Source organism: Tropicimonas sediminicola, assembly GCF_900188335.1.
GTDB classification, from domain to species: domain Bacteria; phylum Pseudomonadota; class Alphaproteobacteria; order Rhodobacterales; family Rhodobacteraceae; genus Tropicimonas; species Tropicimonas sediminicola.
This window is the reverse complement of the sequence record NZ_FZOY01000007.1, coordinates 1-25,521: the sequence shown is the minus strand read 5'-3', so window position 1 is coordinate 25,521 and position 25,521 is coordinate 1. Positions and strand designations below refer to the sequence as shown.

25 protein-coding genes and 1 tRNA gene are annotated in these 25,521 nt (G+C 67.1%); 14 read left to right on the top strand and 12 right to left on the bottom strand.

The annotated features are described in order from the left end of the window. The first annotated feature begins 23 nt into the window (after positions 1-23). Genes urtC through urtE form a run of 3 tightly spaced genes read left to right on the top strand, consistent with a single transcriptional unit; the run spans position 24 to position 2,691 of the window. Complete coding sequence (gene urtC / locus CHB86_RS16820; RefSeq protein WP_089234253.1) at positions 24-1,256, top strand: urea ABC transporter permease subunit UrtC; 1,233 nt, start codon at positions 24-26, stop codon at positions 1,254-1,256. Then, positions 1,253-1,993 (top strand): urea ABC transporter ATP-binding protein UrtD, encoded by a 741-nt coding sequence (gene urtD, locus CHB86_RS16815; RefSeq protein ID WP_089234252.1) that lies wholly within the window; start codon positions 1,253-1,255, stop codon positions 1,991-1,993. Before urtC ends, urtD begins: the two co-directional genes overlap by 4 nt. Before the next feature lie 2 nt (positions 1,994-1,995). After that, positions 1,996-2,691 carry an urea ABC transporter ATP-binding subunit UrtE gene (gene urtE / locus CHB86_RS16810; protein ID WP_089234251.1) on the top strand — a complete coding sequence of 232 codons (696 nt, stop codon included), beginning with the start codon at positions 1,996-1,998 and terminating at the stop codon, positions 2,689-2,691. Between the two features lie 10 nt (positions 2,692-2,701). Here the strand turns inward: urtE and CHB86_RS16805 are convergent, their stop codons facing one another. Both CHB86_RS16805 and CHB86_RS16800 read right to left on the bottom strand, forming a co-directional pair. After that, positions 2,702-3,697, bottom strand: coding sequence for an aldo/keto reductase (locus tag CHB86_RS16805; RefSeq protein WP_089234250.1), 996 nt, complete (start codon positions 3,695-3,697; stop codon positions 2,702-2,704). A 46-nt stretch (positions 3,698-3,743) separates the two neighbouring features. After that, positions 3,744-4,448: a GntR family transcriptional regulator gene (locus CHB86_RS16800; protein ID WP_089234249.1), complete on the bottom strand. Its 705-nt coding sequence runs from the start codon at positions 4,446-4,448 to the stop codon at positions 3,744-3,746. Between the two features lie 100 nt (positions 4,449-4,548). On the opposite strand from CHB86_RS16800, the gene uxaC reads away from it, so the two are divergent. From uxaC to galK, 5 genes are all read left to right on the top strand, one after another. Continuing rightward, positions 4,549-5,955 (top strand): glucuronate isomerase, encoded by a 1,407-nt coding sequence (gene uxaC / locus CHB86_RS16795; RefSeq protein ID WP_089234248.1) that lies wholly within the window; start codon positions 4,549-4,551, stop codon positions 5,953-5,955. A gap of 93 nt (positions 5,956-6,048) precedes the next feature. Next, a complete protein-coding gene (gene kduI / locus CHB86_RS16790) occupies positions 6,049-6,873 on the top strand; it encodes a 5-dehydro-4-deoxy-D-glucuronate isomerase (protein ID WP_089234247.1) in 825 nt (274 codons plus the stop codon). Continuing rightward, positions 6,870-7,601, top strand: coding sequence for a 2-dehydro-3-deoxy-D-gluconate 5-dehydrogenase KduD (gene kduD, locus CHB86_RS16785; protein ID WP_089234246.1), 732 nt, complete (start codon positions 6,870-6,872; stop codon positions 7,599-7,601). The genes kduI and kduD overlap by 4 nt, the downstream gene beginning before the upstream one ends. Then, positions 7,591-9,015, top strand: coding sequence for a mannitol dehydrogenase family protein (locus tag CHB86_RS16780; RefSeq protein ID WP_245838057.1), 1,425 nt, complete (start codon positions 7,591-7,593; stop codon positions 9,013-9,015). Before kduD ends, CHB86_RS16780 begins: the two co-directional genes overlap by 11 nt. A 160-nt stretch (positions 9,016-9,175) precedes the next feature. Beyond that, positions 9,176-10,291: a galactokinase gene (gene galK / locus CHB86_RS16775; RefSeq protein ID WP_176442910.1), complete on the top strand. Its 1,116-nt coding sequence runs from the start codon at positions 9,176-9,178 to the stop codon at positions 10,289-10,291. Between the two features lie 10 nt (positions 10,292-10,301). Here galK and CHB86_RS16770 read toward each other — a convergent pair whose 3' ends face one another. The 3 genes from CHB86_RS16770 to CHB86_RS16760 are packed head-to-tail and all read right to left on the bottom strand — an operon-like array spanning position 10,302 to position 12,363. Continuing rightward, positions 10,302-11,093, bottom strand: a complete 792-nt coding sequence (locus CHB86_RS16770; RefSeq protein ID WP_089234244.1) for a metal ABC transporter permease — start codon at positions 11,091-11,093, stop codon at positions 10,302-10,304. Next, on the bottom strand, positions 11,093-11,863 hold the full coding sequence (locus CHB86_RS16765) for a metal ABC transporter ATP-binding protein (RefSeq protein ID WP_089234243.1): 771 nt from the start codon (positions 11,861-11,863) through the stop codon (positions 11,093-11,095). The genes CHB86_RS16770 and CHB86_RS16765 overlap by 1 nt, the downstream gene beginning before the upstream one ends. Beyond that, positions 11,863-12,363 (bottom strand): Fur family transcriptional regulator, encoded by a 501-nt coding sequence (locus CHB86_RS16760; protein ID WP_089234242.1) that lies wholly within the window; start codon positions 12,361-12,363, stop codon positions 11,863-11,865. Before CHB86_RS16760 ends, CHB86_RS16765 begins: the two co-directional genes overlap by 1 nt. 74 nt (positions 12,364-12,437) lie before the next feature. On the opposite strand from CHB86_RS16760, the gene CHB86_RS16755 reads away from it, so the two are divergent. From CHB86_RS16755 to CHB86_RS16735, 5 genes are all read left to right on the top strand, one after another. Further along, positions 12,438-13,487, top strand: a complete 1,050-nt coding sequence (locus CHB86_RS16755; protein WP_089234241.1) for a zinc ABC transporter substrate-binding protein — start codon at positions 12,438-12,440, stop codon at positions 13,485-13,487. Positions 13,488-13,769: 282 nt separating this feature from the next. Further along, positions 13,770-14,870: an ABC transporter ATP-binding protein gene (locus tag CHB86_RS16750; protein WP_089234240.1), complete on the top strand. Its 1,101-nt coding sequence runs from the start codon at positions 13,770-13,772 to the stop codon at positions 14,868-14,870. A gap of 74 nt (positions 14,871-14,944) precedes the next feature. Further along, entirely contained in the window at positions 14,945-16,018 is a 1,074-nt protein-coding gene (locus CHB86_RS16745) for an ABC transporter substrate-binding protein (RefSeq protein ID WP_089234239.1), read from the top strand. 97 nt (positions 16,019-16,115) lie between these two features. After that, positions 16,116-17,417: an ABC transporter permease gene (locus tag CHB86_RS16740; protein ID WP_089234238.1), complete on the top strand. Its 1,302-nt coding sequence runs from the start codon at positions 16,116-16,118 to the stop codon at positions 17,415-17,417. 88 nt (positions 17,418-17,505) lie between these two features. Next, entirely contained in the window at positions 17,506-18,417 is a 912-nt protein-coding gene (locus tag CHB86_RS16735) for an ABC transporter permease (protein WP_089234237.1), read from the top strand. A gap of 67 nt (positions 18,418-18,484) precedes the next feature. Here CHB86_RS16735 and CHB86_RS16730 read toward each other — a convergent pair whose 3' ends face one another. The 7 genes from CHB86_RS16730 to CHB86_RS25105 are packed head-to-tail and all read right to left on the bottom strand — an operon-like array spanning position 18,485 to position 25,117. Continuing rightward, on the bottom strand, positions 18,485-19,420 hold the full coding sequence (locus tag CHB86_RS16730; protein WP_089234236.1) for an AEC family transporter: 936 nt from the start codon (positions 19,418-19,420) through the stop codon (positions 18,485-18,487). A gap of 3 nt (positions 19,421-19,423) precedes the next feature. After that, a complete protein-coding gene (locus CHB86_RS16725; protein ID WP_089234235.1) occupies positions 19,424-20,221 on the bottom strand; it encodes an MBL fold metallo-hydrolase in 798 nt (265 codons plus the stop codon). Continuing rightward, positions 20,221-21,024 (bottom strand): TatD family hydrolase, encoded by an 804-nt coding sequence (locus tag CHB86_RS16720; protein ID WP_089234234.1) that lies wholly within the window; start codon positions 21,022-21,024, stop codon positions 20,221-20,223. Before CHB86_RS16720 ends, CHB86_RS16725 begins: the two co-directional genes overlap by 1 nt. Positions 21,025-21,034: 10 nt before the next feature. Then, positions 21,035-22,177 (bottom strand): DNA polymerase III subunit delta', encoded by a 1,143-nt coding sequence (locus CHB86_RS16715; protein WP_089234233.1) that lies wholly within the window; start codon positions 22,175-22,177, stop codon positions 21,035-21,037. Next, positions 22,177-22,830: a dTMP kinase gene (gene tmk / locus CHB86_RS16710; RefSeq protein ID WP_089234232.1), complete on the bottom strand. Its 654-nt coding sequence runs from the start codon at positions 22,828-22,830 to the stop codon at positions 22,177-22,179. Before tmk ends, CHB86_RS16715 begins: the two co-directional genes overlap by 1 nt. Before the next feature lie 4 nt (positions 22,831-22,834). Then, positions 22,835-23,992, bottom strand: coding sequence for a D-alanyl-D-alanine carboxypeptidase family protein (locus tag CHB86_RS16705; RefSeq protein ID WP_425445429.1), 1,158 nt, complete (start codon positions 23,990-23,992; stop codon positions 22,835-22,837). Between the two features lie 18 nt (positions 23,993-24,010). Beyond that, the gene (locus CHB86_RS25105) at positions 24,011-25,117 is read right to left on the bottom strand and encodes an SPOR domain-containing protein (RefSeq protein ID WP_245838054.1); all 1,107 of its coding nucleotides are present in this window, start codon (positions 25,115-25,117) and stop codon (positions 24,011-24,013) included. A gap of 215 nt (positions 25,118-25,332) precedes the next feature. On the opposite strand from CHB86_RS25105, the gene CHB86_RS16690 reads away from it, so the two are divergent. Continuing rightward, positions 25,333-25,422, top strand: a tRNA-Ser gene (locus CHB86_RS16690). Positions 25,423-25,521: the final 99 nt, after the last annotated feature.

Sequence of the window (25,521 nt, the reverse complement as noted above, 5' to 3'; positions counted from 1 at the left end):
CGCGTCACCGGCGGAGGCCGCCCATGACCGGAACCTTCCTCACGCGTAACCCCTCGGTCCCGATCTTCCTTGCCTGCCTGGCGCTGTTCACCCTCGCGGTGACGATGACCAGCGAAGCCGCCGGGACCGGTGCGCTCTCCACCTCCTTCCTGAAGACGCTGGGCAAGACGCTCTGCCTCTGCCTCGTCGCACTCGCGATGGATCTGGTCTGGGGCTACACCGGCATCCTCAGCCTCGGCCACATGGCCTTCTTCGGCATCGGCGGCTACATGATCGGCATGTGGCTGATGTACGCCCGGACCGAGGACATCGTCACTGCGTCCATGGCCAACTCGGCCATCCCCCCGACGGAACAGGAGGTCGTCGATGCCATCGGCACGCAGATCTTCGGCGTCGTCGGCTCGGCCGAGTTCCCGCCGATCTGGGCCTTCGCCGACAGCCTCTGGATCCAGCTCGCGCTGGTGGTGCTGGTTCCCGGTCTTCTGGCGCTGGTCTTCGGCTGGCTGGCCTTCCGCAGCCGGGTCACCGGCGTCTATCTGTCGATCCTGACCCAGGCGATGACGCTGGCGCTGGCGCTCTACCTCTTCCAGAACGATTCCGGCCTGCGCGGCAACAACGGTCTGTCAGGCCTGCAGAACATCCCCGGCCTCACCGCCGTGCCGCAATCCCAGCTTTCGCTGTGGTTTTTCTGGGCCTCGGCGGTCGCGCTTGGCGCGGGCTACCTGCTCTGCGCCTGGGTGGTTTCGGGCAAGTTCGGCTCGGTGATCCGCGGCATCCGCGACGACGAGGCGCGCGTGCGCTTCCTCGGCTACTCGGTGGAGGGCTACAAGCTCTTCGTCTTCACCCTGACGGCGGTGATCGCCGGCATTGCGGGCGCGCTCTATTATCCGCAGGCGGGCATCATCAACCCGGCCGAGATCGCGCCCATCGCCTCGATCTACCTTGCGGTCTGGGTCGCCATCGGCGGGCGCGGCCGGCTCTATGGCGCGGTGATCGGCGCGGCATTCGTCTCGCTCCTGTCGACCATGTTCACCGGCGGCCAGGTGCCGAGCGTCCCGCTCGGGTTCTACACGATCAACTGGGTCGACTGGTGGCAGGTGCTGCTTGGGCTGTCCTTCGTGCTGGTGACGCTCTTCGCGCCCAAGGGCATCGGCGGCCTCTTCGACCTGATCAGCGGCCGCCGCGCACCCGACCGCCACGGCGCCGACCTCGGCCCGGACAAGGGCAGCTTCCGCGAGCAGGAGGCCGAGCAATGAGCCAGCTCCTCGAGGTCTCCGGCGTGTCCGTCACCTTCGACGGCTTCCGCGCGATCAACAACCTCAGCTTCTCCATCGGCCCTGCCGAACTGCGCGCGATCATCGGCCCGAACGGCGCGGGCAAGACCACCTTCATGGACATCGTGACCGGCAAGACTCGCCCGGACGAGGGCCACGTGCTCTGGGGGGAGATGAACCAGTCGCTCCTGAAGATGTCCGAAAGCCGGATCGCGCAGGCCGGGATCGGGCGCAAGTTCCAGCGCCCGACGGTGTTCGAGGACCAGAGCGTCCGCGACAACCTGATGATGGCGCTGAAGAAGAACCGCAGCCCCTGGAGCGTGCTGACCTTCCGGCCCTCCTCGGCGGACATGGCGCGGATCGAGGAACTGGCCGAGGAGATCGGCCTGGCCGATCAGCTTGGCCGCAAGTCGGGCGAGCTGTCGCACGGGCAGAAGCAATGGCTGGAGATCGGCATGTTGCTGGCGCAGGAGCCGCAGCTGCTGCTGGTGGACGAACCCGCCGCCGGCATGACGCTGGCCGAGCGCGAGCACACCACCGACCTGCTGAAACAGGCCGCAAAGACCCGCGCCGTGGTGGTCGTCGAGCATGACATGGAGTTCGTCCGGCGGCTCGACTGCAAGGTCACGGTGCTGCACGAGGGCTCGGTTCTCGCCGAGGGCAGCCTCGATCACGTGACGCAAAACAAGGACGTCATCGACGTCTACCTGGGGCGCTAGAGATGCTGAAAACCGAAGGCCTGACCCTGCATTACGGCGGCAGCCAGATCCTCCACGGCATCGACATCGAGGCCGCGGCCGGCGAGGTGACCTGCGTGATGGGCACCAACGGCGTCGGCAAGACCTCGTTGCTCAAGGCGATCTCCGGCACCCATCCGCGGTCCGGCGGGCGGATGGAGCTTGCCGGCGAGGAGATCGGCCGCGTCCCGGCGCAGGCGCTGGCCCGCAAGGGCGTGGGCTACGTGCCGCAGGGGCGGATGATCTTCCCGCTGCTGACGGTCAAGGAGAACATGGAGACCGCCTATGCCTGCCTGCCGCGCGACGAGCATTTCATCCCCGACGAGATCTACGAGCTGTTCCCGATCCTCAAGGAGTTCCTCGGGCGTCGCGGCGGGGACCTCTCCGGCGGGCAGCAACAGCAGCTCGCCATCGCCCGCGCCATGCTGACCAAGCCGAAGCTTCTGCTGCTCGACGAGCCGACCGAGGGCATCCAGCCCAACATCATCCAGCAGATCGGGCGGGTCATCGAATACCTGCGCGACAGGGGCGACATGGCGATCATCCTGGTCGAGCAGTATTTCGAGTTTGCCTATGGGCTGGCCGACCGCTTCGTCGTGATGAAGCGGGGCTCCGTGTCGATGGCCGGGAGCCGCGAGGAGCTGTCCAAGGAAGAGCTGAAGCAGGCGGTCTCGGTCTGACCGGCCGGTCTCAGATGCCAGCGAGGCAGCGCCGGGCCGCCGCGTCGATCTTGGCGAGATCCGTTTCCGGCAGTCGCAGCCGCCCGGCACCGGCGTTCTCGCGGGCCTGATCCGGGTTGCGCGCGCCGCAGAGGGCAAAGGTGATGCCCGGCTGCGCCAGCGTCCAGGCGATCACGATTTGCGCGATGGTCGCCCCATGCCCCTCGGCTATCGGCGCGATGGCCGCGGCGAAATCCGCGGTCTTCTGGCGGGTCTCCACCGAGAAGCGCGGGTTGCCGTGTCGCAGGTCGTCTTCGGGGAAGCGCCGTTCCGGTCCGATCTTGCCGGTCAGCAGGCCGAGCGCGAGGGAGGAATAGCTCATCACCGAGACGCCGTTCTCGCGGCAGAGCGGCAGCAGGGCGTCGGAAAGCCCGCGGTCGAGCACGTTGAACTTTTCCTGCACCGCATCCAGCGGCCCGGCGGCGAGGTACTCCCGCACCAGCTCGGGCGTCACGTTGGAGGCGCCGATGGAGAGGATCTTGCCCTGCGCCTTGAGGCGCATCAGCGCCTCCATCGTCTCGTCCACCGGGGTCGTCACGTCGGGCCAGTGGGTGATGTAATGGTCGATCCGGTCGGTGCCGAGCCGGCGCAGGCTTTGCTCGACCTCGTGGACGATCGAATCCGCACCGAGATACTGGTAGACGGTCTTGCCGTCGTGCTCGAACTTCCGGGTTCCCTTGTCGGTGTGCCAGACAAGCCCGCATTTGGTAGAGAGCATCACCTCGTCGCGCCTGCCGGCGATGGCGCGGCCCACGATTTCCTCTGAGCGGCCGAGCCCGTAGGCAGGCGCGGTGTCGATCAGGCTGATGCCTTCGTCGATCGAGGCGCGGATCGCGTCGATCGCCGCGGCCTCGTCGGTGCCGCCCCATCGCCAGCCGCCGATGGCCCAGGTGCCGAGGCCCACGGCCGACCCCCTGACGCCGGACGTGCCGAGTTCGCGGCTGAGCTGCTCTGTGCTTGATGTCATGAAAGGCTCCGGAATTCCTGGCAGGGGGATGGGCGGCCGGGGTGCCTCATCCCTCGTCTTCGTCGGCGAAATACTGCGGGTGTTCGGCGCGGATGCGCCCGAGCTGGTCGTGGATCCGCCCGAGATGCGCACGGATCAGCGCTTCGGTTTCCGCCTTGTCGCCGGCCTGGAGCGCGGCAAGCAGCTTGACGTGGTCCTCCAGCGCGCCGTGCGAGCCGAAGGACAGCGACAGCAGACGTACCCTGTCCATATGCGCCTTGCTCTCGCGAATGATCCGCCAGGCGAAGGGATGGCCGATCAGCTCGCAGATCGTCTGGTGGAAGACGTCGTCGAGCTTGTGGAAGCCGGACCGGTCATTTGCCGCGACGGCCTCCTTCTGCTGGCGGAGGTTGTCCTCCAGCTCGTCGAAGTCCCCGGGCGTGAGCGTGTCGCAGGCGTGGCGCAGCACCTCGACCTCGAGCGCGGTGCGCACGAAGGTCGCTTCCCGGACTGCGCGGATCGAGATCTGGCTGACGGTCGTCGCCCTTTGCGGCCGGATCACCAGGAACCCCAGCTTGGAGAGGCGGAAAAAGGCGTCGCGAACCGGTTGCCGCGACACGTCGAGCGCACGCGCGACCTCGATTTCCGACAGCCGCGTTTCGGGCGGCAGCTCCAGCCAGACGATCTGCTCGTAGAGCGTGTCGAAGACCTGATCCGCGACGGACGGCCGAGGAATGGGCTCCAGTGAGGTGATTTTCGAGATGCCTGCCATGACTGTTCCGCCCCGTTGACTTGTCAAGCATTCTAGCATATCAGTCTGCCAGAAAGCAATGGCCACCCGGCCAAGACTTTGAAATACAGGGGGAGGGAAGATGAGCCAACTGGATGATGATCGGCTTTTCCCGGTCGAGGGGCGTTCCCGCGATCTGGCGCGTGCGCTCTACGGCTCCGTCAAGGATCTTCCGATCGTCAGCCCGCACGGACATACCGATCCGCGCTGGTACGCCGAGAACGAGCCCTTCCCCGATCCGGCGCAGCTCTTCGTCACCCCGGACCATTACGTCTTCCGCATGCTCTTCTCGCAGGGGGTCTCGCTCGACTCGCTCGGCGTGCCGCGGGCCGATGGCTCGCGGGCAGAGACCGACGGCCGCAAGATCTGGCGGCTCTTTGCCGAGAATTACTACCTGTTCCGCGGCACGCCCTCGCGGCTCTGGCTCGACCATTCCTTCGAGCATGTCTTCGGCCTGACCGACCGGTTCGGCCCGGAGACGGCGGATGCCTTCTACGACCACATCTCCGATTGCCTCGCCAGGCCGGAGTTCCGGCCGCGGGCGCTCTTCGAACGCTTCGGGATCGAGGTGATCGCCACGACCGAAAGCCCGCTGGACGATCTGCGCTGGCACCGGATGATCCGCGAGAGCGGCTGGGCCGGGCGGGTCGTGACGGCCTATCGCCCCGATGCGGTGGTCGACCCGGAGTTTGAAGGCTTTGCGGAAAATGTTGCGCGGTTCGGCGAGATGGCCGGCACCGACGCAATCACCTGGGACGGATACCTTGAGGCGCACCGCAATCGCCGTGCGTATTTCAAGGAGTTCGGCGCCACCTCCTCGGATCACGGCCACGCGACAGCGCGGACCGAATGCCTTCCCCGATCCGAGGCGGTGGCGCTGTTCGAAAAGGCGCTGAAAGGCACCTGCACCGCAGAAGAGGCAGACGCCTTCCGCGGCCACATGCTGACCGAGATGGCGCGGATGAGCCTCGACGACGGGCTGGTGCTGCAGATCCATCCGGGTTCGCGGCGCAACCACTCGGCGCCCATGATGGCGCAATACGGCCGCGACAAAGGCTTCGACATTCCCGGACGGACCGACTACGTGACCGCGCTCAAGCCGCTGCTGGACGAGGTCGGGACGGACCCGCGCCTGAGCGTGATCCTCTTTACCCTGGACGAGACCGTCTATGCCCGCGAACTCGCGCCGCTGGCCGGCGTCTACCCGTCGCTCAAGCTCGGACCCGCCTGGTGGTTCCACGACAGCGCCGAGGGGATGCGCCGGTTCCGCGAGATGACCACCGAGACCGCCGGTTTCTACAACACCGTGGGCTTCAACGACGACACCCGTGCCTTCTGCTCGATCCCCGCCCGGCACGACGTCGCGCGCAGGGTCGACTGCGCCTTCCTCTCGACGCTCGTCAACACCGGGCGGCTGGCCGAGGACGAGGCCTTCGACGTGGCGCAGGAGCTCGCATACCGGCTCGTCAAGAAGGCCTACCGCCTCTGACCTGAATGCCGACGCACGCCTGCGACCGGCAGGCGGGACCGATTGCCGACATCGTCGCGCCCGGCGCGGCGTCCATTTGAAAGGACTCACCAGATGCTGACCGTCAAGACACTCTACGCCACCGATCCGGAGGCCGCGAAGCGGTACGACACCGCCGAGCTGCGCGAGAAGTTCCACGTGCCGGCGATGTTCGCCGAGGGCGAGATCCGGCTGACCTACACCCACTACGACCGCATGATCGTCGGCGGCGCGGTGCCGGCCGGCAAGGAGCTGACGCTCGACGCGGTGGCCGAATGCGGCACCGACACCTGGCTCGCTCGCCGCGAGGCCGGCATCCTGAACATCGGCGAGACCGGCAGCGTTGCGGTCGGCGGCGAAACCTACGAGCTGGCCAACGGCGATGTGCTCTACATCGGCATGGGCGCGGGCCCGGTGACCTTTTCCGGCGCGGGACGGTTCTATATCGTCTCCACCCCGGCGCATCAGACTTACCAGACCACGCTGGCCAGGCCCGCGGATGCCAACGAGGTGAAGCTCGGCTCCGCCGAGACCTCGAACGACCGCACGATCTACCAGTTCATCCACGAGAACGGCGTGAAATCCTGCCAGCTCGTGATGGGCTACACCAAGCTGCACGGCGGCTCGGTCTGGAACACCATGCCTGCCCACACCCATGACCGCCGGATGGAGGCTTATCTCTATTACGACGTGGCCGAGGGCCAGTGCGTGTTCCACTTCATGGGGCAGCCGCAGGAAACCCGGCACCTGGTCATGCACAGCGAAGAGATCGTCATGTCGCCGCCCTGGTCGATCCACTCCGGCGCCGGCACCGGCTCCTACACCTTCTGCTGGGCCATGGCAGGCGACAACATGGCCTTCACCGACATGGACATGATCCCCGTGGAGGAGCTCAAATGATCTCGTTCTCGCTCGAAGGAAAAAACGCGCTGGTGACCGGCGCCAACACCGGTATCGGCCAGGGCATCGCGCTCGGGCTGGCGGGCGCCGGGGCCAAGGTGATCTGTGCCGGCGTGGTGCCGGCGACAGAGACCCTGGAGAAGCTCGGCAGCACCGACGAGGTGCTCGTCAACCTGATCGAGGATCCCAAGGCGCTGACCTCGATCTTCGCCGAGCGGCAGATCGACATCCTGGTCAACAACGCCGGGATCATCCGGCGCGACGACACGGTCGACTTTTCCGAGGCCGATTGGGATGACGTTATGACGATCAACCTGAAGGCGGTCTTCCTGAACTGCCAGGCCTTCGCGAAGGCGGCGCTGGCGGCCGAGCGGCCGGGCAAGATCATCAACATCGCCTCGATGCTCTCGTTCCAGGGTGGTATCCGCGTGCCGTCCTACACTGCCTCCAAGAGCGGCGTGGCGGGACTGACCAAGCTGATGGCCAACGAATGGGCCGCGAAGGGCATCAACGTGAACGCCATCGCGCCGGGCTACATCGCCACCGACAACACCGCCGCCCTGCGCGCCGATCCTGCCCGCAGCGCCGAGATCCTCGGCCGCATTCCCGCCGGCCGCTGGGGCACGCCCGAGGACATCGCCGGCACGGCGGTCTTCCTTGCAGCGCCCGCTTCGGACTATGTGAACGGGGCTGTCTACAACGTTGACGGAGGCTGGCTTGCCCGCTGAACGACTGACCCGCAGGAACGCGGAAGAGGCCCGGATCGGAATCGTCCATCTGGGCCTCGGCGCCTTTTTCCGCGCCTTCGGCGCTCCCTGGATCGCGGAAGCAGTCCGGGCGGGCGGCGGCGACTGGGACATTCTGGGGGTCTCGCTCCGCTCCCCGGCGGTGCGCGATGCCCTGAAGCCGCAGGGCTACGCCTATACCGCCGTGGAGCTGGCGCCGCAGGGCGAGCGCTTCAACGTGGTGGAGAATGTGCGCGACATGCTGGTTGCGCCGGAAGACCCAGAGGCGCTGCTCGCGGCGATGGCGCATCCCGATGTCCGCATCGTCTCGCTGACCATCACCGAGAAGGGCTATTGCCACAACCCGGCGACGGGCGAGCTCGACCCGAAGCATCCCGACATCGTCTACGATTGCACCGGCGAGCTGCCGAAATCTGCGCCGGGCTTCATCGTTCGGGCGCTGCAGCGGCGCAAGAAGGCCGGCCGGCCGCCCTTCACCGTGATGAGCTGCGACAACCTTCCCAACAACGGCAAGGTGGCGCGGGGCGTGGTGATCGACCTTGCGCGGCTGATCGACCCGGAACTTGCCGACTGGATCGAGGCGGAGGGGTGTTTCCCCTCCACGATGGTCGACCGGATCGTGCCCGCGACCAAGCCGGAGGACATCGCCCGCGTCGAGGAGGCCGTGGGCTACCACGATGCCGCCCCGGTGATGCACGAGCCGTTCCGGCAATGGGTGATCGAGGACGAGTTCGTCGGCGGCGAGCGCCCGGATTTCGCGGCGGTCGGCGTACAGATGGTCGAGGACGTCACGCCCTTCGAGCACATGAAGCTGCGGATGCTGAACGGGGCGCATTCCTCGCTGGCCTACCTCGGCTACCTTGCCGGCCACGAGACCATTGCCGACACCACTGCCGACGCGGCCTTCGCGGGCTTCGTGGAGAAGCTCTGGGGCGAGGAAATCATCCCGGCGCTCACGCCGCCCGAGGGGGTCGATCTCACCGCCTATGCCGGCATGTTGCTGGACCGGTTCCGCAACCCGTCGATCCGGCACCGCACCTGGCAGATCGCCATGGACGGCAGCCAGAAGCTGCCGCAGCGGATCCTCTCCACGCTGCAGGAGAACCTCGACAACGACCGCGCCTCGCCGCGGCTGTTGCTCGCGGTGTCCGCATGGATGCGCTACGTCGCCGGTACCGACGAAAAGGGCGCGGCGATCGACGTTCAGGACCCGCTGGCCGAGCGGCTGTGGACCCTGACCGACGAGGCGCCGGAGAACGGCGATGTGCACGCGTTGCTGACGGTCCGCGAGGTCTTCCCCGCAGACCTGGCGGCACGGCTCGAACCACTTCTGCAGCCGGTCCATGCGGCGCTGGTGGCCAAGGGCGCACGCGCCTCGGTGGAAGCGCTCGGCTGACGCGCGGGCCAGACACCCGACACGGATCCCGACCCGCGCGGCGCCACCCGGCCCCGCGCGGGTTTTCATATGTGGCGGCCATGGACGCCGGCATCGCCCCCGCCTATCGTGAACGTCGCGCGCCCCGATGGCCGGTGCGCCGCATCGGGGAGGGCAGGGGGTGCAACGGGTAAGCAACGTGACCGACGAGGAACTGCTCGTCCAGGTGTCCAATGCTTTCGAAGCGGCATTCGGGTGCCAGCCCGGAGCCGTCGCCTTTGCGCCCGGGCGGGTCAACCTGCTCGGCGAGCACACGGACTACACCGGCGGGCTCGCGATGCCGATGCCGCTCAACCTCGGGGTCGCGGTGGCGGTCGGGCCGGGCAGCGAGCCCGGACTCGTCGAATTCGTGAGCGAAACGCTCTCCGAGACCGACCGTCGCCGAGCTGACGATCCGCCGGCCGGTCGCTGGTCGGATTACATGCTCGGCTGCTTGCAGGCTGTCGCCGGCGAGGAGATCGCGCGCGACGGCTGCCGCTGTGCGGTCTCGGCGACGCTGCCGGTGGGGGCGGGGCTCTCCAGCTCGGCGGCCGTCGAGGTGGCGACGCTGCGGGCGGCGAATGCGCTTCTCGGGCGCGAGGACGAACCCGGCGAGCTGGCGCGGATCGCGCTGAAGGTCGAGAACGACTATGTCGGCGTACCCTGCGGGATCATGGACCAGGTGGCGGCATCGGCCGGGGTGCCCGGGCTCGCGTTGCTGCTCGACACCCGCACGCTGGACGTCTCCCCGATCCGTCTGCCGTACAACCATCATTTCGTCGTGGTCCATTCCGGCGTCAGCCACCGCCTGGCGCTCGACGCCTATTCCGAGCGTGTCGCCGAATGCGCCCGGGCCGCCAGCGAGCTAGGGGTGGCCGATCTCGGGGAGCTGTCGCTCGACGATCTCGGCCGCGCCATCGGGCTGGCCGAACCGCTCGGCCGTCGGGTGCGCCACGTTGTGACCGAGAACGAACGGGTCCGCGCCGGGGTTGCGGACCTGGAAGCCGGGGCGGCTGCGGCTTTTGGCCGGCGCATGATCGAGAGCCACCTCTCGCAGCGGGACGATTTCGAGGTGTCGATCGCCCGCGTGGACGCGTTGGTCGATGGCGCCATGCGCTCGGGCGCGCTCGGGGCGCGGTTGACCGGCGGTGGCTTTGGCGGGGCCATCGTGGCGCTGGTCCGCGATGTGCATCTGGATGCCTTCTGCGCCTCGATCCGGGCCGGGTTTCCCGAAGCGCGGGTGCTGGCGGTCGCCTGACGCGCCTGGTTCAGGCTTCCCGTACGCTGCGCAACAGGGTCGAGAGCACGAACAGCGTGGCCGCGACACAGACGATGGTCGGGCCGGTGGGCGTGTCGAACTGGAAGGAGGCCCAGAGGCCGCCGAGCGCCGACAGGCTCCCCAGGCCGGCGGCCGTAAGGGCCATGGCCTCCGGACTGCTGGCGAGGCCGCGCGCGGTCGCGCCGGGGATCACCAGCAGGGCGGCGATCAGCAGAACCCCCACGACCTTGATCGCCACTGCGACGGTCAGGGCGAGGCAGAGCGTCAGAACCATCTGCTCCCGGCGCGGATCGATGCCGCTCGCCCGTGCGAGATCCGGACCGACCGTGGCGATGAGCAGGTCCGACCACCGCCAGGCGATCAGCGCCGAGACCATGGCCGCGCCGGCCCAGATGACCGCAAGGTCCCCCTTGCTGACGGCGAGGATGTCCCCAAGCAGGTAGCCCATGAGATCGACCGGAACGCCCGACAGGAACGAGACAGCGACAAGGCCGAAGGCCAGGGCCGAATGCGCGAGCACGCCCAGCAGCGTGTCGGCGGCCAGCCCCTTGCCGGAGAGGGTGCTGACGGTGAGACCCATGGCGAGCGCCGCGGCGAGCACGCCGCCGAAGACCGGCACCTGGAAGGTCAGCGCCAGCGCGACGCCCAGCATGGCCGCGTGGGCTGTCGCATCGCCGAAATAGGCCATGCGGCGCCAGACCACGAAGCATCCCAGGGGCGCGGCCGCGGCCGCGGTGCCGACGCCGGCAAGCGCCGCCCGGATCATGAAATCGTCGAGCATCAGATCGCGTGGTCCTCGTGATGATGGTCGGGCTGCGGATGGTCGTGATCGTGCCCGTGGTCGTGGGTGTGCCGATAAAGCGCCAGCGCGCCCTTGGTGCCGGTGCCGAACAGGGCGCGGTATTCCGGCGCCGAGGCCACGACCTCGGGCGTGCCGTGGCAGCAGACGTGGCCGTTGAGGCAGATCACCCGGTCGGACGCGCTCATCACCACGTGCAGCTCGTGGCTCACCATCAGGATCGCGCAGCCGAGTCGCGCGCGGACCTCTTCGATCTGCTGGTAGAAGGCCGCGGAGCCCTGCTGGTCGAGCCCCTGCGTCGGTTCGTCCAGCAGCAGCAGGTCGGGCTTCTCGAGCAGCGCCCGGGCGAGCAGCACCCTTTGGAACTGGCCGCCGGACAGGGCCGACATCGGACGCTTCTGCAGGTCCGGCAGTCCGGCGGTGTGCAGCGCCTCGGCGATGTCAGCGGCAGGCCGGCGGGTGGGCAGGTTGAGGAAACGCGCGACATTGATCGGCAGCGTCGGGTCGATCTGCAGCTTTTGCGGCACGTAGCCCAGCCGGACGCCGGGCCGCAGCGTGACCGTGCCTGCGCGCGGCTCGATCGCGCCAATGATCGCGCGCAGCAGGGTCGACTTGCCGGAGCCGTTCGGCCCGACGATTGTCACGATCTCGCCTGCGGCGATGTCGAGATCCACGTTGCGCAGCACGTCGTGGGGGCCGAGCCGGATCGCCAGGCCGCGAACCGACACCAGGGGCGCTTGGGGGCTTTTCATCAGGTTTCCTTGCTCCGGCAGGTGGCACAGGTGCCCTCTGCCTCCACGAGGATCTTGGCAATCGCGAAATCCGCCTCCGCGGCCGCGGTCTCGAAGAACTCCCGGGCAGGTATCGTGACGGTCTCCGCGACCCGGTTGCAAGAGGTGCAGATCAGGAAGGCGGGCAGGTGGTCGCTGCCCGGGCAAACGCAGGCGACAAAGGCATTGAGCCGTTCGATCCGGTGGGCGAAGCCATGGCTGACGAGGAAGTCGAGCGCCCGATAGGCCGCCGGCGGTTGCGCGCCCAGACCTTCCTTCTGCAGCCGCTCCAGCACCTCGTAGGCGCCCATGGCCTGGTGACGCTCCAGCAGGATCTCGAGCGCGCGGCGTCGGACAGGTGTAAAACGCAAGCCGTCCTCGGCGCAGCGCGCTTCGGCCGCCGCCATTGCGGTGGTGACGCATCCGCCGTGGTCATGGCGCGCGAATCCCAGCGTTTCCTGATGTCTGTGCAGGTCCGACATGGCCCCTCCGAATTGGACTTGTTTTGTTATAACATATCATCTAGGGAGCCGCCATCGAGAACTGGAGGCCGGGAATGCAAAGCCGTATCGCAAAATCGTTCATAGTCGCAATGCTGTTCGCCACGACCGCGACCGCGGAAGTGCCCAGCGTGGCTGTCGACATCGCGCCGGTGCATTCGCTGGTGGCCCAGGTCATGGGCGATCTCGGCGCGCCGACGCTGATCGTGCCGCAAGGGGCCTCGCCGCACAGCCATGCGATGCGACCTTCGGAGGCGCGTGCGCTTTCGGAAGCCGGGCTGGTCGTCTGGGTGGGCGAGGACCTGGAACCCTGGCTCGAGACCCCCATTCGGAACCTCGGGCAGAGCGCCCGGGTGCTGACGCTCTCGGAGGTGCCCGGCACGGTGCAGTTCGAGATGCGCGAGGACGCCGTGTTTTCCATGGAGGAGGACACCGAGCACCATGACGGCGACACCGATCATGATGGGCATGACGACCATGCTGAACACGACGATCAGGCGGATCACGATGACCACGAGTCGCATGACGATCACGACGATCATGCGGATCACGATGACCACGAAGCGCATGACGATCACAAAGGTCACGTTCACGAGGGTGCGGACCCGCATCTCTGGCTCGATCCGGAGAATGGCCGGGTCTGGCTCGCGGCCATCGCCGAGGCTCTGGCGTACTCCGACCCGGAAAACGCCGACGTCTATCGCGCGAACGCGGAGGCGGGGATCGTCGCGCTCGTCGCGCTGGAAGCCCGGATCGTCGCCGATCTCGCCTCGGTTCAGGACATGCGATTCGTCGTTCTGCACGACGCCTACCGATATTTCGAGGAGCGTTTCGGCCTGAGCGCGCTTGGTGCGATCTCCAAGGGCGATGCGACCGATCCGAGCGCGGCCCGCGTGGCGGCCTTGCGGGATGAAATGCGCAGCGCAGGCGTCACCTGCATCCTGTCGCAACCGCAGTTCAACGCCTCGCTCATCGACGCCGTGACGGAAGGGCGGAACGTGGGGCTGGCCGTGCTCGACCCCCTTGGCGTCGACCTGGAACCGGGGCCGGATCTCTATGGCGCGCTTCTGCAGGGCCTCGCCGACGGGCTGCGCAACTGCAAGTAGATACAGCGGAAATCTGTGCTGCCGGGCGTTGAGCGGCTCCGCCGATCGCTCTGGCTGAAGCGCCTGCGTTTCAGAGTTATTCCCATTCGAAAACATAGCGTGTTCCTGCCGGATCCTCCGGCAGACCACGCGGAAGGGCTGCTGAAACACAGGGCATCTGTCGTTTTCGACAGCATTTGATCCGCTGTTGGGCATTGCCAAGTGGGAATTGGGTTGCTTTAGTTGAGCCCAATCAATTGCGTCACCATCAATGAACGCAAGACTTGTCCAACAGGAGCTGCCTTGACCGAGCCAGCTAATCGACCCTTTGTCGAGTTCGACAGGGTGCAGAAGAGCTATGACGGCGAAACTCTCGTCGTCAAGGATCTCAACCTCCAGATGCCGAAAGGCGAGTTTCTGACGATGCTCGGGCCGTCGGGATCTGGAAAAACCACCTGCCTCATGATGCTTGCCGGGTTCGAGACCGCGACCCACGGCGAGATCAACCTGGACGGCAGGTCGATCAACAACATCCCGCCGCACAAACGCGGGATCGGCATGGTGTTCCAGAACTACGCCCTGTTCCCGCACATGACCGTGGCCGAGAACCTCGCCTTCCCGCTGGAAGTGCGCGGCATGGACAAGTCGGAGCGCGAGGCCAAGGTGAAGCGTGCGCTGGAGATGGTGCAGATGGGGGCCTTCGCGGCGCGTCGTCCCGCCCAGCTTTCCGGTGGCCAGAAGCAGCGCATTGCGCTGGCGCGCGCGCTGGTGTTCGAGCCCGAACTGGTGCTGATGGACGAACCCCTCGGCGCGCTCGACAAGCAGCTGCGCGAGCACATGCAGTTCGAGATCAAGCACCTGCATGAAAGTCTCGGCATCACGGTGGTCTACGTGACTCACGACCAGACCGAGGCGCTGACCATGTCGGATCGCGTGGCAGTCTTCAACGACGGCGTGATCCAGCAGCTCGCCCCGCCGGACGAGCTCTACGAGCGGCCGCAGAACAGCTTCGTCGCCGGGTTCATCGGCGAGAACAACCGGCTCGAAGGCACGATCGAGAGCATCGAAGGGTCCAAGGCAACGGTGCGTCTGAAGACCGGGGAACTGATCGACGCGACTCCGGTGAACATCACCAATGTCGGACAGCAGACGCTGGTGTCGATCCGTCCCGAACGGGTGGAGTTCAAGCCGGAAAACTTCGACCCGGGGGCGCACACGATCGAGGCCGAGGTGCTGGAGTTCATCTACATGGGCGACAGCTTCCGCACCCGGCTGCGGGTCGCCGGCCACGATGATTTCATCATGAAATGCCGCAACATGCTCGGCCAGGAGCGCCTGACACCGGGCCGCAAGCTTCCGATCAGCTGGCATATGCAGGACGCGCGGGCGCTCGACCCGATGTGATCCGGAGCCATATCAAACGGCGCGGGCACAAAGCCCGTCCGAACAAAACAAGAGTGTCCAACAGGGAGACAAACATGAAGAAGACACTGATCCTGACCACGGCCCTGACGGCTATGGCCTTCGGCGCCTCGGCGCAGGAGATCACGGTGATGAGCTGGGGCGGCGCCTACGGCAAATCCCAGATCGAGGCCTACCACAAGCCTTTCACCGACAAGACCGGCATCAAGGTGGTTTCGGTCGATGCCGACAACCCCGCGACCCCGATCAAGGCCCAGGTCGAGGCGGGCAACGTCACCATCGACGTGGCCGACGTGGAATATGCCGACGCCGTGCGTCTCTGCGACGAGGGTCTGCTGGAAGAGATCGATCCTTCGATCCTGCCCGACGGTGCGGACGGCACCCCGGCGATGGACGATTTCCTGCCGGGTGCGGTCACCGACTGCCTGGTGACCACGATCGTGTTCTCGACCATCTTTGCCTATGATTCCAGCGTGTTCGCCGACAACCCGCCGACCACGATCGCGGATTTCTTCGACCTGGAGACCTATCCGGGCAAGCGCGGCCTTCGCAAGGGCGCCAAGGCGAACCTCGAAATGGCGCTGATGGCCGACGGCGTGGCCCCGGAAGAGGTCTATGACATGCTCGAGACCGACGAGGGCGTCGACCGCGCCTTCGACAAGCTCGAAACCATCAAGGACAGCGTCGTCTGGTGGGAAGCCGGCGCGCAGCCGCCGCAGCTGCTGGCCGACGGCGAGGTCGCGATGACCACCGCCTACAACGGCCGCATCTTCAACGCCGCCGTCGGCGAGGGCCAGCCCTTCGTCACGATCTTCGACGGCCAGGTCTACGAATACGACGGCTACGTGATCCCGAAGGGCGCTCCGAACCTCGAGGCCGCGCTGGACTTCGTGGTCTTCGCGACCGAGACCGAGCAGCTCGCCGAGCAGGCCAAGTGGATCAGCTACGGTCCGGCCCGCAAGTCCTCCGGTCCGCTCGTCGGCCTCTACCAGGACGGCAAGACCGAGATGGGTCCGCACATGCCGACCGCGGCGGAAAACCTCCAGAAGGCACTGCCGTCGAACTTCGAGTTCTGGGCTGACCGCGACACCGAGCTGAACGAACGCTTCAACGCCTGGCTCGCCGGCTGATCCGGCCCGATGCGAAACCGTCCGCCCCGGAATACCCGGGGCGGACACCGGCAAGACCCGGGCCGCACGCCGCGGCCCCTACACAGCGGGAGAGCGGATGTCCGACGCAGTTGCCGCAACGTCCACGACGGAAAAGCTGACCACAGCCGATGGCAAGCCGCTCAAGGCGGCACTGGCCCGGTCCCAGGCCCGCAACCGCCGCCGCGCCTTTTACCTCGTCATGCCACTGCTGCTGTTCGTGGTCGTGACCTTCCTGATCCCGATCGGCCAGATGCTGTCGATGTCGGTCACCAACACCGGCTTCTACTCCTGGAAGGACAGGGACACCGGCGAGACCGTGCCGCTGATGGTCGAGCTGCGCGAGTGGTTTGACGCCAACCCGGCCGGTACCGAGCCGGATGAAGCCGCCTATGCCGCCCTCCGGGCCGGCCTCGCCCACGCCCGCGAAACCAAGTCCATCGGTCAGATCGGCACGCGGATCAACTACGAAGTCTCGGGCACGCGCTCGATGTTCACCTCGACCGCGCGCAAGGCCGAGAGGATGGAGCCGCCCTTCAAGGAGGCGATTCTGGACGCCGACGACGAATGGGCTGATCCCAAGCTCTGGGCTGCGATGCGCAACGCCTCCAAGTCGGTGACGCTGGACTTCTACCTCGCCGCGCTCGACCGTACCCGCGATGCGGATGGCAATATCGTCAAGGTCGAGGAAGAGCGCGCCGTCTACGTCCTGCTGTTCCAACGCACGCTGATCCTGTCGGCGCTGATCACGTTCCTGACCCTGGTTCTGGGCTTCCCGATCGCCCACCTGCTGGCGACGCTTCCGCTGAGCAAGTCGAACCTGCTGATGATCTTCGTCCTGCTGCCGTTCTGGACATCGCTCCTCGTGCGAACGACCTCGTGGATCGTGCTGTTGCAGAGCCAGGGCGTGGTCAACGACATCGGTGTCGCCGCCGGCCTGATCGCGGATGAGAACCGCATCCAGATGATCTACAACCAGACCGGCACGATCATCGCGATGACGCATATCCTGCTGCCGTTCATGGTGCTGCCGCTCTACTCGGTGATGCGCCCGATCGACCCGTCCTACGTCCGCGCCGCGCGCTCGCTCGGGGCCACGTCCTGGACCGCATTCCGCCGTGTCTACATGCCGCAGACGGTGCCCGGTATCGGCGCCGGCGGGCTGCTCGTGTTCATCCTCGCCGTGGGCTACTACATCACCCCGGCGCTGGTTGGCGGCTCCTCGGGGCAGCTCATCTCCAACCTGATCGCCTTCCACATGCAGAAGTCGCTGAACTGGTCGCTGGCCGCGGCGCTCGCCTCGCTGCTGCTTGCCGGCGTGCTGCTGCTCTACTGGCTCTACGACCGGCTGGTCGGGATCGACAACCTCAAGCTGGGATAGGGGAGACCGCCGATGCATCTTCTGTCCGGAAAAATCCTGGGGGGTCTGGGGGGCTAGCCCCCCGGCCCAGCCGAAAGGACGAAACGCCATGGCCCTGCCGACATATGCCTCGCCGCTCGAGAAGATCTGGCACTACGCCTACCTGGTGATCTGCGGGCTGATCTTCCTGTTCCTGATCGCGCCGATCCTGATCGTGATCCCGCTGAGCTTCAACGCCGAGCCGTATTTCACCTTTACCGAGAAGATGCTCAGCTTCGATCCGACGGGGTATTCGACCCGCTGGTACGACATGCTGCTGACCTTCGGCATGGTCGATCCGGAGGCGGCGCGGGATGGCTCATGGTGGGCCGACGCCTGGGCGAATGCTGCCTGGATCAACGCCGCCAAGAACTCCGTCATCATCGGCTTCTTCTCGACGGTGCTGGCGACCTGCCTCGGCACCCTTGCGGCGCTCGGCCTGTCGCGGCCGGAGATGCCGTTCCGGCGGACGATCATGGCGGTCCTGATCTCGCCGATGATCGTGCCGATCATCATCACCGCGACCGGCCTGTTCTTCTTCTACTCGGCCACCGGTCTCGCCAATACCTACATCGGGATCATCATGGCGCATGCCACGCTCGGCATCCCCTTCGTCATCATCACGGTGACGGCGACGCTGGTGGGCTTCGACCATTCGCTGACACGGGCCGCCGCGTCGCTCGGCGCGGACCCGACGACGACGTTCTTCAAGATCACCATGCCGTTGATCCTGCCCGGCGTGATCTCGGGCGCGCTCTTTGCCTTCGTGACCTCGTTCGACGAGGTGGTGGTGGTGCTCTTCGTGGCGGCGCATGACCAGCAGACGATCCCGCGCCAGATGTGGAATGGCATCCGCGAGCAGATCTCTCCGGCGATCCTGTCGGTCGCGACGATCCTCGTCGTGATCTCCATCGCCCTGCTGACGACGGTCGAGCTGTTGCGGCGGCGTTCGGAGAGGCTGCGCGGCGTCTCGCCCAGCTGAGGCCGCAGGACCTGGGGCGCTGCCCTCGGACCCCCGGGATACTTTCCGACAGAAGAAGCCCGCCCGCTTAGTGCAGCAGCGCGAGCCAGACCCAGGTCGTGAACAGCGAGACCGCCGTGCCGATGAGCACGGCGGAGGCGACGACCCGGCGGGCCACCCCGTACATGTTGGCGAAGAGATAGGTGTTCACCCCCGGCGCCATAGCCGCCATCGTCACGGCGGAGCGGAAGCCAGGTTCGGGCAGCGACGTCGCGGAGCCGATGAGCCATGTCACCGTCGGGTGGACGACGAGCGAGGCGAGCACGATCCAGGCGATGGTGCGCAGGTCGCCCTCGGGGCGGTAGAAGCAGAGCACACCGCCAAGCCCGAACAGGGCCGCCGGCAGGGCGGCGCGGGCCATCATGTCGAGCGCCTCGGTGAAGAAGGCGGGCAGGGTAACGCCGGAGATGTTGACCAGCAGCCCGGCGCCGATCCCGAGGATCAGCGAGTTTCGGAACATCGCGCGCAGCACCCGCATCGGCATCTGCGCCAGCGAGCCGCCGCTGGAGCGGGCGCGGGCGATCTCCATCGCGGTGATGCCGAGGCCGTAGCAGTAGAGCGAATTGACCGAGATGATGACGAAGTTCGATTCCGTTGCCTCTGGCCCGAAGGCCTGTTCGGTGACCGGCACGCCGAGAAGCAGGCCGTTGGCCAGCAGGCCGCAGAAGCCGATGGCGATACTGTCTTCCCACGGGCGCTCGAACAGCAGTCGGGCTCCCAGCAGGCAGAGCAGGAAGGAGACCGTTGCGCCGCCGTAGTAGCTGAGGAACAGGGCAGGGTGGAACGCCTCGCCGAGTTCGAGCGTGGACATGGCGCGAAACAGCAGCGCGGGGATCGCGAAGTTCTGCGCGAACATCATCAGGCCGTCGACGCTCTGGTCCGGGAACAGCTTGTTGCGCACCGCGATGTAGCCGAAACCAACCACGAGGAAGACCGGCAGGATCGAGATCAGGATGCCGAGCATGGGCTAGACTTCGCAGGCGAGGACCATGCCGTCATGGGCCGGGACGACGTGGTCGGGTGTCTCCCCCGCGACAGTGTCGTGGTCCATGTCGATATGGAGGTTGGTGAGCACGGCGCTGCGCGGGGCGGCGCGGGAGATCCAGTCGAGCGCCATGTCGAGATGGGCATGGCTGGGGTGCGGAGTGTAGCGCAGGGCGTCGATGATCCAGCAGTCCAGATCGGCGAGGTGCTCCCACGCTTCCTCGGGGATCTCGTTCACGTCCGGCATGTAGGCCAGCTTGCCGATCCGGAAGCCGAGCGCATCGATGCCGCCGTGACGGACGTGGATCGGCGCGAACTCGATCGCGCCCCCCGCGCCCTCGATGGCGAAGGGCTTGTTGATCGTGTGCATGTCGAGGATCGGCGGGTAGTTGGACCCTTCCGGCTGGACGAAGGCGTAGCCGAACCGGAGCAGCAGCGCGTTCTGGGTGGCCGGATCCGCCCAGACCGGCAGCCGGGATTGCCGATTGAAGACCACCATGCGCAGGTCGTCGATGCCGTGCGTGTGGTCGGCGTGGTCGTGGGTATAGACCACGGCGTCCAGCGTGCCGACCTCGGCGGCGAGCAGTTGCTCGCGCATGTCCGGGGTGGTGTCGATCAGGACGCGCGTGACGCTGTCGCCTTCGAACCGCTCGACCAGGAGTGAACAGCGCAGGCGGCGGTTCTTCGGGTTCTTCGGGTCGCAGGCGCCCCATATCCCGCCGACACGGGGCACGCCGCCAGACGAGCCGCAGCCGAGGATGGTGAAGCGCAGCTCGGCCATCAGGCGGCCTTGGCCCAGGCGGCGGCCTTGGAGAACAGGCGGTCGAAATTGGCCGAGGTGCGGGCGGCGAACTCCGCGTAGTCGAGGCCGAAGATCTCGGCGCCGACCCTTGCCGTGTGGGCGGTATAGGCGGGCTCGTTACGCTTGCCGCGATAGGGGGGCGGCGCGAGGTAGGGGGCGTCGGTCTCCACGAGGATCCTGTCGACCGGGGCGGCGGCGAAGATTTCGCGCAGCTCCTTGCTGCGGGGGAAGGCGGCGATGCCGGACATCGAGAGGTAGAACCCCAGCTCCAGCGCGGCCTGCGCGAGCCCGGCGCCAGAGCTGAAGCAATGCATGACGCAGGTATAGGCACCCGCGGTGTGCTCTTCGGAGAGGATCCGGGCCATGTCCTCGTCAGCGTCGCGAGAATGTATGATCAGCGGCAGGCCAGTGCGGCGGCAGGCCTCGATATGGATGCGCAGGCTTTCCTGCTGCACCCCCGCGCTTTCCGCGGTGTAGTGATAGTCGAGCCCGGTCTCGCCGATCCCCACGAACTTGGGGTGGGCGGCCAGCGCGACGAGTTCTTCCACCGTGGCGAGCGGCTCGTCGGCGGCGCTCATCGGGTGGGTGCCGGCGGCGTAGAAGACCGGATCGTGCGCTTCGGCAATTGCCCGGACCTGCGGCTCCAGCCGCAACCTGGTGCAGATCGTCACCATCCGGGTCACCCCGGCTTCGGCCGCGCGGGCGACGATCTCGGAATGCTGGCCTTCGAAATCGGGGAAATCGAGGTGGCAGTGGCTGTCGACGATCTCGGGTAGGGGCATCTTGCTCGGCTCAATCTGGCGCGGGCGATCCCTCCTGGGCCGCCGCGTTCATCTTGAGCACCGTATCAAGCAGCAGCGCGGCGGGGTCAAGGTTGACGGCGACGCCATGCCTCGTCCGTTCGCTGACGGCCTGTTGCAGCGTCGCCCATTGGCGCGCCGCGCCTGAATGCGGGCAGAGGCGGGACATCAGCGCAGCCTCTCCGGGGGCCGCCTCCGGGGCGGGCGGACCGAAAACGCCGGCGCGGGCGAGGCGGGACAGGAACAGGTCCAGCATCTGCAGGACCTGGTCGATGGTCACCTCGCTGCCGCGGGCGCCGACCATGTCGCAGAAGGCAAGGGCGCGTTCCCGGTCGATCCGGGGCGCTCCCTCGAACAGCCGCACGATGGCGCCATAGAGCGCGAGCCCGTCTTCGGTGAGGAGTTGATGCGCAAGCCCGACCGATCCGCCCGAGAGCGCGCCGAGCGGGGCCGGGTCATCCGGCATCGGCGCGCCGGCGGCTTCAAGCGCGCGGGCCATCTCGTCGGCTTCGAGCGGCTGGCACCGCAGGGTCCGGCAGCGCGAGCGGATCGTCGGCAGCAGTCGCGAGGGCTGGTGCGAGATCAGCAGCAGAACGGCGCGGGCAGGGGGCTCCTCCAGGAGCTTCAGCACCGAGTTGGCCGCGGCGGTGTTCATCTCGTCGGCCGCGTCGACGATCACCACGCGACGGCCGCCATCGGCCGAGGACATCGAGAAGAAGCCCTTGAGCTTGCGTGCCTCGTCGACCGTGATCTCCTGGCGCAGACGCTTGGCTTTTGGGTCCCACGGGCGGCGCAGCAGGAACAGCCGCGGTTCCGAGAGCGCCTGCATCCGGCGGGAGACCGGGTTCTCCGGATCGACGTCGAGCGTCGTCGGAGGCGGCGGGGCGCCGAACAGGCTGTCTTCGCCGCCGGGATCGGGGGCGGTCAGCAGGAAACGGGCGATCCGCCAGGCGAGCGTGGCCTTGCCGACCCCGCGCGGCCCGGTGATCAGCCAGGCGTGGTGCAGCCTGCCGGAGGTGAAGGCCTCGAGAAAGGTCGCCTCTGCCTCGCCCTGTCCGATGAGTTCGCGCGCATCGCGCGGGTGAGGCGCGCCTGCAAGCCGGTCCGGCTCGGGAATGTCGTCGATGTCGCTCATCAGCCCGCGACGGGCCGGGGCAGGCGGGCCGACGCACGGTCAAGCACGTCGGCTGCCACAGCATCGGGGCTGCGCGCACCGTCGATCACGATGAAGCGCTCGGGATGCGCGCGTGCGAGGTCGAGAAAGCCGTCGCGCATCTGCCGCTGCAGACCCTCGCCGAAATCCTCGAACCGCTCCTCGGCGGTCTGCCGCCCCTTGGCGCGGCTGAGGCCGGTGGCTGGGTCGAGGTCGATGACAAAGGTGATGTCGGGCTCGGTTCCGATCATCATCTCGTGCAGCCGGTCCACCTGCTGGCGCAGGCCGGGGCCGCGCAGTCCCTGGTAGAGCCGGGTGCTGTCGGCAAACCGGTCGCAGATGACGATCCGTCCCGCGTCGAGCGCAGGCCAGATGCGTTTTTCAAGATGGTCGCGCCGTGCCGCGGTGAACAGCAGGATCTCGGTTTCGGCGGACCAGCGGTCCGGGTCGCCCTCGAGAACCAGGCTGCGGATCTGTTCCGCGCCCTCGGAGCCACCGGGCTCGCGGGTCAGGTCCACGGAATGACCCCGCGCCGCCAGCGCCTCGTAGAGACGGCGGGCCTGGGTCGACTTGCCGGAGCCGTCGATACCTTCGAAGGTGATGAAGACCCCGCGGCGGGCCTCGGGGGCGGGCATCGGTTCAGAGCCCCGCGGCCTGTCCGGTAACCTGCCGGAAAAGAACGTAGGCGGCGGTGCGGATCCGGGGCAGGAAGCCACCCCGGGCGATATCCGTCTCGGCCGTCAGCGGCAGTTCCTGACGGGCCAGGTCGGGAAGGTCAACGATCAGCGTGCCGATCTGCTGGCCGGCCGCGATCGGCGCGCGCAGCGGCGTTTCATAGGTGATCTCGGCCTCGATCTCGCCGCGCACGACAGCGGGCACCAGCAGTTCGAGATCCTCGGGCACCACCATGCCCACCGTCTGCTTGGATCCCATCCAGACCGGCGCGGTGGCGAGGCGGGTGCCCTTGTCGGCGATCTTTTTCTGGACGAACTGGCGGAACGCCCAGTTCACCACGCTTTCGGCTTCCTCGGCGCGGGCGGTCTCGCTGTCGAGGCCGGAGATCACGAACACGATCCGGCGGTTGCCCTGAACGGCGGACCCCACGAGACCATAGCCGGCCTCGGCGGTATGCCCGGTCTTGAGGCCATCGGCGCCGATGCCGAGGGACAGTAGCGGGTTGCGGTTCTGGTGGTTCGACGGCACGCGGCCGTCGTAGGCGAATTCTTCCATCGCGAAGTAGCCGTAGTACTCCGGGAAGTCCTCGATCAGCCGAGTCGCCAGCAGGCCCAGATCTTCCATCGACATGCGATGGTTCGGATGCGGCCAGCCGGAAGAATTGGCGAAGACCGAGTTGCGCAGTCCGATCGCGCGGCCACGCTCGTTCATCAGCCGGGCGAAGCCTTCCTCGGTGCCGGCAAGCCCCTCCGCGACCACGACGCAGGCGTCGTTGCCCGACTGGACGATGATGCCCTTGATGAGCTCCTCGACCGTCGGTCGGTCTTTCTGGGTGAGGAACATCGAGGAGCCGCCCATCGCGGCGGCCTTGTCCGAAACGCTGAACCGGGTGTCGAGCGTGACGCGGCCGTCGGCCAGCGCCTCGAACAGCATGTTGAGGGTCATCAGCTTGGACATCGACGCCGGCGGCAGCGGTGTCTGCGCGTTCTTCGACAGAAGAACCGTGCCGGTTGTCTCGTCCAGAACCCAGGCAGAGGTGGCCCGGGTCTCGAAGGCCGCAGACGCCGCAGACGCGGCGAGGCAAGCGGCCAGAATCAGAAGAGCGGTGAACTTTCGCATCATGGCCGTATCTCTAACCCGTCAGCCGTTGACTGGGTAGGCATCGGCGAAGCCGAGCGCCTTCACTTTCTTGAGCAGGTTCGTCCGGTCCGACGTGGAGGTCGCGGGGCCGACAACCACGCGCCAGAACGTCTTGCCGCTGCTTTCCTGCTCGTAGACCTTCGGCACAACGCCATTCTGGCGCATGGCCTCGGCGGTGTTGTTGGCGTTCGCCTCGACCGAGAAGATGCCGATCTGCACGTAGGGCTTGTCGATGCTCGAGCCGGCCTTGCGGGCGTCCTGGATCGCTGCCGGTGCCGAGGCGGGCTCGTCGGCAACCGCGGCCAGCGGCTCGCTCGAGAGCGTCTCGGTGGTGGCGAGCGCGACGGCCGACGCTTCGGACGGGGTGAGCGCGACGGGCGTCACCTCCTCGATCGGCGCCTTCTTGCGGAACGGGTTCCAGAACTGGCGCTTCTTGGCCGGGGCGGATTCGATGGCGGCGACATCCGCCGCGGACGCCCCGAGAGCCTCGGTGTCCTGGGAAATGGTCGTCTCGGCAACCTGGGTCTCGGCCGGGAGGCTACCGCCGATGGTGCCGGCCGCGATCGCCTCGCCTGCCGGTTCCGGGGTGGCCACTGGCGCGGCCTCGACCGGCTCGGCGACTTCCGCCATCACGGGTTCGGCGGGCGCCGGGGCGCTTTCCTCGGTCGGTTCCTCGCGGCGAAGGGCCGTGACGTTGAGGGGCGTCGGTTGCCCGGCGAGCAGCCCGAGTGCGGAGGCTGCATCGGAAGACACCTGCAGGGTCGGTCCCGGGTTTTCCCGCTCGCGCTTGAACAGGGCGCCGATCACGAACTGGCCATTGCTCTCGTTGCGGATGACGACGCGTTCCGGCGCTGTCACGTCGGGATGGGCAACCCAGACGCCACCGAGCGAGGGGCGCCCGTCCCACAGGCCCTTGTCGGACACCTGGAAGACCTCGGGGGCCTCGACATCCCGTTCGACAAGTCGCGTGGCCGCCGGACGTTCGGAAAATGCCGTCGCCTCGCCGCCCGGCTCCTTGGACGTGCCGAGCCCGCCCTCCATGCAGCCAGATACAGTGAGAGTGATAAGTGACGCTCCGAGGAACAGAATCCGCCCGTGTCCGCCCATGCTTGACCCCTTTTCGCGCGTTGTTCGCGCTTGTTTGGGGCCGGCCGACGACCCCACCGCTCGCTTTCAGGCCGTTTTCGACCCGATTTGCAAAAGTTATACAGGCAGATCCGCCTTTGGGGAAGGCCCGAGGCGCGGCTGGAGCGACATTCGCTGGCAGTCGTTGCACGCCGAGGCTTTCAGAATCGTCGGCCAGGGTCTATCGGGGGTCTGCTGGAGGCGTGGCAGAGTGGTCGAATGCACCGGTCTTGAAAACCGGCGTACGTGAAAGCGTACCGTGGGTTCGAATCCCACCGCCTCCGCCAATCATGAGAACGGCGGTGAGAAAGTCGGCCACGGTAGCGGCGGGATGACCCTGCTGCGGGCGGCGTAAAAGTCGTCCACCTTTGCCCTTCTTGATTTGA

What these genes read in the sequence shown, in the direction of transcription:
- urtC (WP_089234253.1), top strand. Translation starts at nt 24, where the DNA reads ATGACCGGAACCTTCCTCACGCGTAACCCCTCGGTCCCGATCTTCCTT.
- urtD (WP_089234252.1), top strand. Translation starts at nt 1,253, where the DNA reads ATGAGCCAGCTCCTCGAGGTCTCCGGCGTGTCCGTCACCTTCGACGGC.
- urtE (WP_089234251.1), top strand. Translation starts at nt 1,996, where the DNA reads ATGCTGAAAACCGAAGGCCTGACCCTGCATTACGGCGGCAGCCAGATC.
- CHB86_RS16805 (WP_089234250.1), bottom strand. Translation starts at nt 3,697, where the DNA reads ATGACATCAAGCACAGAGCAGCTCAGCCGCGAACTCGGCACGTCCGGC.
- CHB86_RS16800 (WP_089234249.1), bottom strand. Translation starts at nt 4,448, where the DNA reads ATGGCAGGCATCTCGAAAATCACCTCACTGGAGCCCATTCCTCGGCCG.
- uxaC (WP_089234248.1), top strand. Translation starts at nt 4,549, where the DNA reads ATGAGCCAACTGGATGATGATCGGCTTTTCCCGGTCGAGGGGCGTTCC.
- kduI (WP_089234247.1), top strand. Translation starts at nt 6,049, where the DNA reads ATGCTGACCGTCAAGACACTCTACGCCACCGATCCGGAGGCCGCGAAG.
- kduD (WP_089234246.1), top strand. Translation starts at nt 6,870, where the DNA reads ATGATCTCGTTCTCGCTCGAAGGAAAAAACGCGCTGGTGACCGGCGCC.
- CHB86_RS16770 (WP_089234244.1), bottom strand. Translation starts at nt 11,093, where the DNA reads ATGCTCGACGATTTCATGATCCGGGCGGCGCTTGCCGGCGTCGGCACC.
- CHB86_RS16765 (WP_089234243.1), bottom strand. Translation starts at nt 11,863, where the DNA reads ATGAAAAGCCCCCAAGCGCCCCTGGTGTCGGTTCGCGGCCTGGCGATC.
- CHB86_RS16760 (WP_089234242.1), bottom strand. Translation starts at nt 12,363, where the DNA reads ATGTCGGACCTGCACAGACATCAGGAAACGCTGGGATTCGCGCGCCAT.
- CHB86_RS16755 (WP_089234241.1), top strand. Translation starts at nt 12,438, where the DNA reads ATGCAAAGCCGTATCGCAAAATCGTTCATAGTCGCAATGCTGTTCGCC.
- CHB86_RS16745 (WP_089234239.1), top strand. Translation starts at nt 14,945, where the DNA reads ATGAAGAAGACACTGATCCTGACCACGGCCCTGACGGCTATGGCCTTC.
- CHB86_RS16740 (WP_089234238.1), top strand. Translation starts at nt 16,116, where the DNA reads ATGTCCGACGCAGTTGCCGCAACGTCCACGACGGAAAAGCTGACCACA.
- CHB86_RS16735 (WP_089234237.1), top strand. Translation starts at nt 17,506, where the DNA reads ATGGCCCTGCCGACATATGCCTCGCCGCTCGAGAAGATCTGGCACTAC.
- CHB86_RS16730 (WP_089234236.1), bottom strand. Translation starts at nt 19,420, where the DNA reads ATGCTCGGCATCCTGATCTCGATCCTGCCGGTCTTCCTCGTGGTTGGT.
- CHB86_RS16725 (WP_089234235.1), bottom strand. Translation starts at nt 20,221, where the DNA reads ATGGCCGAGCTGCGCTTCACCATCCTCGGCTGCGGCTCGTCTGGCGGC.
- CHB86_RS16720 (WP_089234234.1), bottom strand. Translation starts at nt 21,024, where the DNA reads ATGCCCCTACCCGAGATCGTCGACAGCCACTGCCACCTCGATTTCCCC.
- CHB86_RS16715 (WP_089234233.1), bottom strand. Translation starts at nt 22,177, where the DNA reads ATGAGCGACATCGACGACATTCCCGAGCCGGACCGGCTTGCAGGCGCG.
- tmk (WP_089234232.1), bottom strand. Translation starts at nt 22,830, where the DNA reads ATGCCCGCCCCCGAGGCCCGCCGCGGGGTCTTCATCACCTTCGAAGGT.
- CHB86_RS16705 (WP_425445429.1), bottom strand. Translation starts at nt 23,992, where the DNA reads ATGATGCGAAAGTTCACCGCTCTTCTGATTCTGGCCGCTTGCCTCGCC.
- CHB86_RS25105 (WP_245838054.1), bottom strand. Translation starts at nt 25,117, where the DNA reads ATGGGCGGACACGGGCGGATTCTGTTCCTCGGAGCGTCACTTATCACT.